We start from the raw sequence: 7,901 nt of genomic DNA on the forward strand, positions 1-7,901 counted from the left end.
CCTGACGAATGCAATGCACGGATTCGCTTCCCGTACGGACGAGGAAAGGCAGCTGCCCCCATGTCTCCCATCCCCCGCAGATCCCTGCTCAAGGCGGCCGCCGTGGCCGGAGCCGCCGCCCAGTTCAGCTGGGCGGTGGGGGCGCAGGACGCCCGGGCCACGCCCCTGGCCGCGCCCGCCGGCGCCGGCCCGGTGGTCCTGGACTGGCTGGAGGACGGCGGCCTCGGCGCCGCCCCCGGTTCCACCGTCGGCGTGCCCTGGCCGAGAGGCGCGTACCAGGAGGACCAGACCTTCGCGCTCACCGACGCGGACGGCACGGCCGTCCCCGTGCAGTCGTGGCCGATCGCCTACTGGCCCGACGGCTCCCTCAAGTGGACCGCGCACGCGGTCGGTTCGGGCAACGGCAAGCTCACCCTGCGGGCCGGCACACCCGCCGCGCCCGAGAAGAAGGTCACCGTCGACCGGAGCGGCGGCACCATCGACGTGTCGACCGGTGTCATCACCGCGCGGATCGCCACGTCCGGCTCCACGCTCGTCAAGTCGGTGACCCGCGGCTCGACGGAGATCGCCCGCAACGGCCGGCTGGTGCTGATCCGCCAGCCGGAGTTCGAGGACGGGGACCAGGGCACGGTCCGCACCGAGCGCTTCGACGGCGTCCTCTCCACGGTCCGGGTCGAACAGGAGGGCCCGGTCCGGGCCGTCGTCCGCATCGACGGCAAGCACCGCAAGGGCGACCGCGGCTGGCTGCCGTTCTCCGTCCGGCTCTACTTCTACGCGGGCGCCGACTCCTTCCGCATGGTGCACACCATCACCTACGACGGCACCCAGCGGCCGGGCAAGGCGTCCGGCGACTTCGTCCGCGGCCTCGGCGTCCGCTTCACCGTGCCGATGCGCGACGCGGCCTACGACCGTCACATCCGCATCGGCGGCGACGGCACCGGCCTGCTGCGCGAGGCCGTCAAGGGCGTCACCGGACTGCGCCGCGACCCGGGCGCGGCCGTGCAGGCGGCCCAGTACGAGGGGAAGAAGCTGCCCGACCCGGCCACCTGGGACCAGCGGGTCACCACCCGCCTGCAGTACATCCCCGAGTGGGGCGACTACACCCTCTCCCAGCTCTCCGCCGACGGCTTCACCCTGCGCAAGCGCACCAGGAAGGGCTACGGCTGGATCGGCGCGGGCGGCGGACGGCGCGCCTCCGGCTTCGGCTACGTCGGCGGAGCGAGCGGCGGACTCTCCTTCGGCCTGCGCGACTTCTGGGAGAAGTTCCCCGCCCAGCTCGACATCCGCGACGCCCACACCGACGCCGCCGAGGTCACCCTCTGGCTCTGGTCCCCCGAGGCACAGCCCATGGACCTGCGCTTCTACCACGACGGCATGGGCCAGGACACCTTCCCCGAGCAGCTCGAAGGCCTGAACATCACCTACGAGGACTACGAGCCCGGGTTCGGCACGCCCCACGGCATCGCCCGCACCTCCGAGCTGCTGTTCTGGGCCAACGCCTCCACCCCGGGCGCCGAGACGCTCGCCGAGCAGATCGAGGCCGTCCGGGTCCTGCCGCAGCTCGCCGCCCCGCCGAGACAGCTCATCGAGGCGGGCGTCTTCGGCAAGGGCCTGTTCGCCGAACCCGACCGCTCCACCCCGGCCAAGGCGAAGATCGAGGACCACCTGGACTTCCTCTTCACCTACTACAAGGACCAGGTGGAGATGCGCCGGTGGTACGGCTTCTGGGACTACGGCGACATCATGCACACCTACGACACCGTCCGCCACCAGTGGCGCTACGACGTCGGCGGCTACGCCTGGGACAACTCCGAGCTGTCGCCGGACCTGTGGCTCTGGTACGCCTACCTGCGCTCGGGCCGCGCGGACATCTTCCGCTTCGCCGAGGCCATGACGCGGCACACCGGCGAGGTCGACGTCTACCACCTGGGCACGTGGGCCGGCCTCGGCACCCGGCACGGGGTGCAGCACTGGGCCGACAGCGCCAAGCAGCAGCGCATCGCCAACACCACGTACCGGCGCTACTACTACTTCCTCACCGCCGACGAACGCGTCGGCGACCTCATGCACGCCAACGTCGACTCCGACGAGACGTTCCTCGTCCTCGACCCGATCCGCAAGATCCGCACCGAGCCGTACACGCCCGACCGGCACGCCCTGTCGATCGGCTTCGGCACCGACTGGAGCGGCCTGGTATCGGCGTGGCTGACCGAGTGGGAGCGCAAGGGCCCCAAGTGGGAGAAGGCCAGGGCCCGTGTGCTGTCCACGATGGAGACCATCGCCGCCCAGCCCAACGGGTTCGTGCAGGGCAGCGGTCTGTACGACCTGGACACCGGCCGGTTCGCCGTCGCCGCCCAGCCCAAGGTCGAGGTCTCGCACCTGTCGGCCGTCTTCGGCCTCAACGAACTGTGCGCCGAGCTCATCGACCTCGTCGACATGCCGGAGTTCACGGACGCCTACCTCGACTACTGCCGCTACTTCAACGCCACCAAGGCCGAACAGGCGGCCCGCTACGGCAGCAACTTCGGCTCCCTGATCCTCTTCCAGGGCCACTCGCGCCTCGACGCCTACGCCGCCGTCCGCAGCGGCGACGAGAAACTCGCCCGCCGCGCCTGGGACAAGTTCTACAACTCCGACGGATACAAGGAGTCCGCGCCCTGGAGGACCGAGAAGCTCGGCGGCCCGCTGACGCTGGTGCCGGGCAGCGAGGCGCCGTGGGTCTCCACCAACGACACCTCGCTGTACGGCCTCGCCGCGATCGAGAACCTGGCCCTGCTCGGGGACAGGATGCCGTAGCCGGCGGCTAGTTCATCCTGCCCAGCACGTTCCGTACCCGCCGCACGTCCCGGATCCGCTGCTCGTACGTCGCCCCGAGTGCGAGCAGCAGGAGCCCGGCGAGGGCGGGCGGCGCCCAGCGGGGGAGCGCCCCGGTGACCTGCACGACGTACGGGGCGAGTTCGTGCAGGGTGACCAGGGCCAGCACCGAGCCGCCGAGCACCAGGGGGGCCTTGAGGTGGTGCCGGGCGCCCAGCAGGGTGACCAGCAGGGCCGCCGTGCCCAGCAGCAGCGGACGCGTCCAGTGCGGGTCGCCCCAGGCCGCGGCCAGGCTCGGCAGCAGGGTCGCGGTCAGTCCCGCGCCGTACGCCGTCCACGAGGAGGTCCGAGGGTCGCGGCGCCGGCGCAGGGCTCCGACGAGCAGCGCCGGGACGGTCACCGGGAGCGTGTACGCCTCGGGCGTGGAGACGTCCCAGGCGGCCAGGCGCACCCACGCGGCCAGCACGAACAGGGCGGCGGCCGCGTAGCCGACGGGACGGCGGCCCGGGCGCAGCGCGGTGCCCGCGGCGATCACACCGCACAGGGCCAGCACCAGGGCGAGCAGCGGCGGGTCGGTCACCGCGAGGCCCACGGCGAGCAGGCCGGTGGCGGCGGCCGTGCTCTCCACCGCCACGACCGACACGGGCTCGGCCAGACGCGCCGCGAGCAGGGCGGCGGCAGCGGGCACGGCCAGCACCAGCAGCGCCGTACGGGCCGGCGGCCAGTCCGCAGCGGCACCCGTGGCCGAGGCCAGCGCGGCGGCGTACACCAGGGCGGCCGGAGCCGTGAAGCGCGTCAGTCCCGTCCGCCACGAGAACGCCGCGAACAGGGCCGTCAGCACGGCCAGCACGACCAGTGTGGCGTCCTGGGAGGCGAGGGAGACCAGCGTGAGGTCGACGGCCGTGACCAGCGCGAGGAGCAGGGCGGTGAGCCGTGCCTGGGGCACCGCGGTCCGGCCCGTGTACAGGGCGGCCGCCGTCAGGACGACCAGGACGGACACCCCGGCCGCGTACGGCACGTCGAGGATCGCCGGCAGCATCAGCGCCGCCGCCCACAGCAGGCCGAGCGCGCCGAGGCGGGCGCGTGAGCGCCACTGCTCCGCGCGGACCACCAGCGCGAGCACCGCCGCGACCACGAGCAGCACCAGGGGAGCGGTCTCCGCGTCCGGCGGCCAGGGCGCGTCCACGGTGACCGCCGCACGGGCGTCCGACGGCGCGCCGTTCCACACCCGGCCGAGCCACCCGGCCGGCCCCAGCACCACGAGGGCGAGGACGGGCAGCGTCCACAGCAGGGCCAGCGCCTGGACGGCGGCCGAGGCCCAGACGCCACCGTGCCGCACCGCGTCCGGCAGCCGTACGGCCCGGAGCACCGCCAGCAGCGCGGCACCGACGGCCAGATGGACCGGGACGACCCACTCCGGCGGCACCACCGTGCGCGGCACCGCGCCGAGCGCGGCGACGGCCAGCAGCCCCGCGGCGATCGTCAGGCCGAGGGAGTGCGCGGCTGCCGTGCCGCGCCAGGCGGCGGCCAGGGCGATCCCCGCCGCGAACAGGAGCAGCGCACCGGCGCGGGCTGCAGTGCCCGGCCCGCCCGCCGTCCAGGAGAGCCAGCCGGCGACGAGGACACCCGAGCCGCCCGTGGCGTACGCGCCGACGACCGCCGCGATCCGCACCGACGCGGCCGGCACGCGCAGGGTCACCACCGTGTCCAGCCCGGCCGTCACCAGCAGCGCGGCCGCGATCACGGCCGGCTCCGCGTCGGCGGCCAGCGCCCCCAGCAGCAGCGGGAACTGGGCCGCCGCCAGGGCCGCGGGCCGGGGCAGCCGCAGCGCGGCCGTGACCGGCAGCAGACCGTACGCCGCCCAGCCGACGGCCAGCACGGCCGAGGCGGCCGCCGCGTACGCGGTCCCGTCCGTCCCGGAGAGGGCCGCCGCGTGCAGCGCGTACGCGTCCAGCACGGTCAGGGCCAGGCCGAGCCCCGCCACGGACTCGGCCGTCGACCGCAGCCCCCGCCGCAGCAGCACCACGGGCACCGCGAGCGCGGCCAGCGTCACCGCGCCGAGCACCAGCGCCCGCCCGGTGATGCCCATGTGGCCCCAGCTGACCAGCGTGAACACCGCGGCCGCGAGGGTCAGCAGGACACCGCCGAGGACCAGGAGCACGTTCTGCACGCTGGGCGCGGGCGTCTCCGGCCGAGGCGGTGCGGCGGACGGCGTCCGCGGCTGGGCCCAGGGCCGCGACGGCTGCCCCGTCTGCTGCAGGGCCGCGACCAGCCAGGCGCGGCGAGCCAGCAACTGGGAGCGCCGGGCGTCCAGTTGCCGGAGTTCGGCGTCGAGGAGCCGCAGTTCCTCGGCCGGGGGCGGAAAGTGCGTCATGGCACGCAGTGTGTCCGGCGTCACCCCGCGGGACATGAGTGCGGATACTCAGGCGCGTACTCAGCCGGTCCCCGCCCCGAGTGGGCACACTGCGGACATGGACTGGAACCACTACCGCTTCCGCAGCCTGTGGCCCCTGCCCGCACCGCCCGCCGCGGTGTACGAGGCGCTGGAGCGCCCCGAGGACTACCCGCGCTGGTGGCGCCAGGTCCGCGAGGTGACCCGCCTCGACGACACCTCCGGGGTCGTCCGCATCCGTTCCGTCCTGCCCTACGACATGACCTTCACGGCGCGCGAGGTGCGGCGCGACCCCGGGGCCGGGGTGCTGCAGATCGCCGTGTCCGGGGACATCGAGGGCTGGGCGCGCTGGACGGTCACGCCCCGCGGCACGGGCAGCCTCGCCCGGTACGACCAGGTGGTGACCGTCACCAAGCCCCTGCTGAGGCGGTTCGCCGTACCGGGACGGCCCGTCTTCCGCGCCAACCACGCCCTGATGATGCGGTCCGGGCGGCGCGGACTGCTCCGGCACCTGCGAACGGTTTGAAGGAAGCGCGCCGGGACCTGTATTGTTCAGTGCGTTCCCGGGCGATTAGCTCAGTGGGAGAGCGCTTCGTTCACACCGAAGAGGTCACTGGTTCGAACCCAGTATCGCCCACCGGAAACAGCCGGTCCGTCGCAGACGGACCGGTTTTTTCATGCCCGCCCGGTGCCGCCCCGGGCTTCCGCTCGCCGCTGTCCCGCGCCGCGCGCTCAGGCCGCCGCCGGCAGATCCGGACGCAGCGGCCAGGCGGGATCGACCGCCTCGTCCACACCGCTGCGCGCGAACCACGCCTGCAGGCCCCGCGCCTGCGCCGCGTGCCACACCGCCTGCAGCGTGTGCAGTTCGCCGGGTGCGAGCCGCTCCAGCCGGGACGCGAACCGGCGGCCCACCGCCCGGGTCACCTCCAGCGCCGCCACGGCGTCCGCCGCCGCGTCGTGCGCGCCCTCCAGGGCGACGCCGTAGTGCGCGCACAGGTCGGTCAGGGTGCGGCGGCCCTTGCGGTAGCGGTCCAGGTGCTTGTCCAGGACCCTCGGGTCGAGCACCAGCAGCGGCGCCGCCTCGAACCAGCGGCCGAGCGCCGAGGCGCGATGCCGGCGCAACTCCCGGTCCAGCATGGTCAGGTCGAACGGCGCGTTCATCACCACGACCGGACGGCCGACATGGGCCTGCTCGGCCAGCACCTCGGCTATCTCGTACATCACCGGCGCCGGCCAGCGGCCGTTGCGCTGCAGGTGATCCTCCGTCAGCCCGTGCACCGCCGTCGCCTCCGCGGGCACCGGCACCCCCGGGTTCACCAGCCAGCGGCTGACCCGGGGCCGCATGCCCGGCGCGTCCTGGACGACGACGGCGGCCGACACGATCCGGTCGGTCTCGACGTCCACGCCCGTCGTCTCCGTGTCGAAGGCGGCCAGCGGCCCTTCGAACCAGCACGTCGTCATAGCCACACAACCCCTCGTTCACCTTCGGCAGTTGACGTACCGTCCGCTGCCCGATCCGGTGATACCCGGGCTGTTTGCGCCGTACGCCGGAAGGAGACAACAGGAGTACGGGTCGGTGCAGTTCAGCGGCCCGCAGCGGGGAATCACTTGTTCTGGAAGGCTGTTGGGCCATGGCCATAGCGCAGCCCGAACGGGGCGGGCTGCTGCCCGGGAGCACGGCTGCCTCTCGCGGCTCTCTCGCCACCACCGCCTGCATGGAGACACTGCAGGTCGGCTATCTGCACGCCGTCGCGGCGGCCACCGGCTGCTCGCTGTCGCAGCCCTTTCCCGACAACGGCATCGACTGGCACGTCAGCCACAGCGCCCCCGGGCACACGGTCGACGACGAGGTCACCATCAAGGTGCAGCTCAAGGCCACCTACCAGGTGCCGCCCCACCCGCCGGGCCGCGCCTTCTCCTTCACGCTGGACAACGACCACCTGGCCAAGCTCGCCCGCACCCCCGTCTCCGTGCACAAGATCCTGGTGGTGATGCTGGTGCCGCGCTCCCAGGACGACTGGCTGCGCGCCGGCCACGACCGGCTCGACCTGAGGCACTGCTGCTACTGGACCAACCTCGCCGGCCACCCCCTCACCGGCCGCCGCCGCACCACCGTGCGCATACCGACTTCACGCATCTTCGACGACCGGGCGCTGTGCGAGATCATGACCCGGGTCGGGACGGGAGGCAGACCGTGACCCACCGCCCGACCGAGGAACCGGCCCGGCCCGTCCGGCCCCACCCCATGGACGCCGCCTGGAGCGGCTCGCCGCCCGAGCCCGGCGCGGTCGACCCGGCCGTGCTCGGCGCCCTGCTGCGGCGGCACGGCTGGCAGCGCCGCGGCGGCGCCCCGGGGCGCTACGGCCGCTGGACCCCGCCCGGGCCGGGCGGCGGCACGAGCCTGCTGGTGCCCGAGAGCCGCGCCTTCCCCGACAGCGACGACCTGCTCGCCGAGGCCCTGCTCGCCCTCTCCCGCAGCGGCGCGCCCTCCGCCCGCGAGGTCCTCGTCTCCCTCGCCGTGCCCAGCGACGAGATCCGCTGGTGGCAGGACGTCCCCGCCGGGCCCGCCGGAGCGGCGCCCTGGACGGCCGAGGAGCGGCTGCGCGCCGCCGCCCGCCGGATGCTGCTCGCCGCGGCCCTCGCCGGCCGGGCGCGCGCCGGCTACCACGGCGCCCGCCACCGCCGCGCCGCCGCG

Annotated in this window: 5 protein-coding genes, 1 tRNA gene and 1 pseudogene; 5 read left to right on the top strand and 2 right to left on the bottom strand. The window is 74.2% G+C overall.

Annotated features, from left to right (window positions below; translation table 11 throughout):
* Positions 1-60 precede the first annotated feature (60 nt).
* A complete protein-coding gene (locus CHR28_RS36060; protein WP_094057945.1) occupies positions 61-2,796 on the top strand; it encodes an exo-rhamnogalacturonan lyase family protein in 2,736 nt (911 codons plus the stop codon).
* A gap of 7 nt (positions 2,797-2,803) precedes the next feature.
* On the opposite strand, the gene CHR28_RS36065 is transcribed toward CHR28_RS36060, so the two are convergent.
* On the bottom strand, positions 2,804-5,224 hold the full coding sequence (locus tag CHR28_RS36065) for an SCO7613 C-terminal domain-containing membrane protein (RefSeq protein WP_094057946.1): 2,421 nt from the start codon (positions 5,222-5,224) through the stop codon (positions 2,804-2,806).
* A gap of 61 nt (positions 5,225-5,285) precedes the next feature.
* On the opposite strand from CHR28_RS36065, the gene CHR28_RS36070 reads away from it, so the two are divergent.
* The gene (locus tag CHR28_RS36070) at positions 5,286-5,732 is read left to right on the top strand and encodes an SRPBCC family protein (protein ID WP_094057947.1); all 447 of its coding nucleotides are present in this window, start codon (positions 5,286-5,288) and stop codon (positions 5,730-5,732) included.
* 39 nt (positions 5,733-5,771) lie between these two features.
* Positions 5,772-5,843: transfer RNA gene (locus CHR28_RS36075), tRNA-Val, on the top strand.
* A 95-nt stretch (positions 5,844-5,938) separates the two neighbouring features.
* Here the strand turns inward: CHR28_RS36075 and CHR28_RS36080 are convergent.
* Entirely contained in the window at positions 5,939-6,667 is a 729-nt protein-coding gene (locus CHR28_RS36080; RefSeq protein WP_094057948.1) for a 3'-5' exonuclease, read from the bottom strand.
* 170 nt (positions 6,668-6,837) lie between these two features.
* On the opposite strand from CHR28_RS36080, the gene CHR28_RS36085 reads away from it, so the two are divergent.
* On the top strand, positions 6,838-7,404 hold the full coding sequence (locus CHR28_RS36085; RefSeq protein WP_094057949.1) for a DUF4365 domain-containing protein: 567 nt from the start codon (positions 6,838-6,840) through the stop codon (positions 7,402-7,404).
* Positions 7,401-7,901, top strand: a pseudogene (locus CHR28_RS36090) (hypothetical protein); the annotation flags it as partial. The gene CHR28_RS36085 and the pseudogene CHR28_RS36090, both read left to right, overlap by 4 nt.

Source organism: Streptomyces sp. XY006 (assembly GCF_002237655.1).
Taxonomy (GTDB): Bacteria; Actinomycetota; Actinomycetes; order Streptomycetales; family Streptomycetaceae; genus Streptomyces; species Streptomyces levis.

Bases quoted from the DNA above. Each gene is read 5' to 3' on its own strand.
- CHR28_RS36060 (WP_094057945.1), top strand. From the start codon at position 61: ATGTCTCCCATCCCCCGCAGATCCCTGCTCAAGGCGGCCGCCGTGGCC.
- CHR28_RS36065 (WP_094057946.1), bottom strand. From the start codon at position 5,224: ATGTCCCGCGGGGTGACGCCGGACACACTGCGTGCCATGACGCACTTT.
- CHR28_RS36070 (WP_094057947.1), top strand. From the start codon at position 5,286: ATGGACTGGAACCACTACCGCTTCCGCAGCCTGTGGCCCCTGCCCGCA.
- CHR28_RS36080 (WP_094057948.1), bottom strand. From the start codon at position 6,667: ATGACGACGTGCTGGTTCGAAGGGCCGCTGGCCGCCTTCGACACGGAG.
- CHR28_RS36085 (WP_094057949.1), top strand. From the start codon at position 6,838: ATGGCCATAGCGCAGCCCGAACGGGGCGGGCTGCTGCCCGGGAGCACG.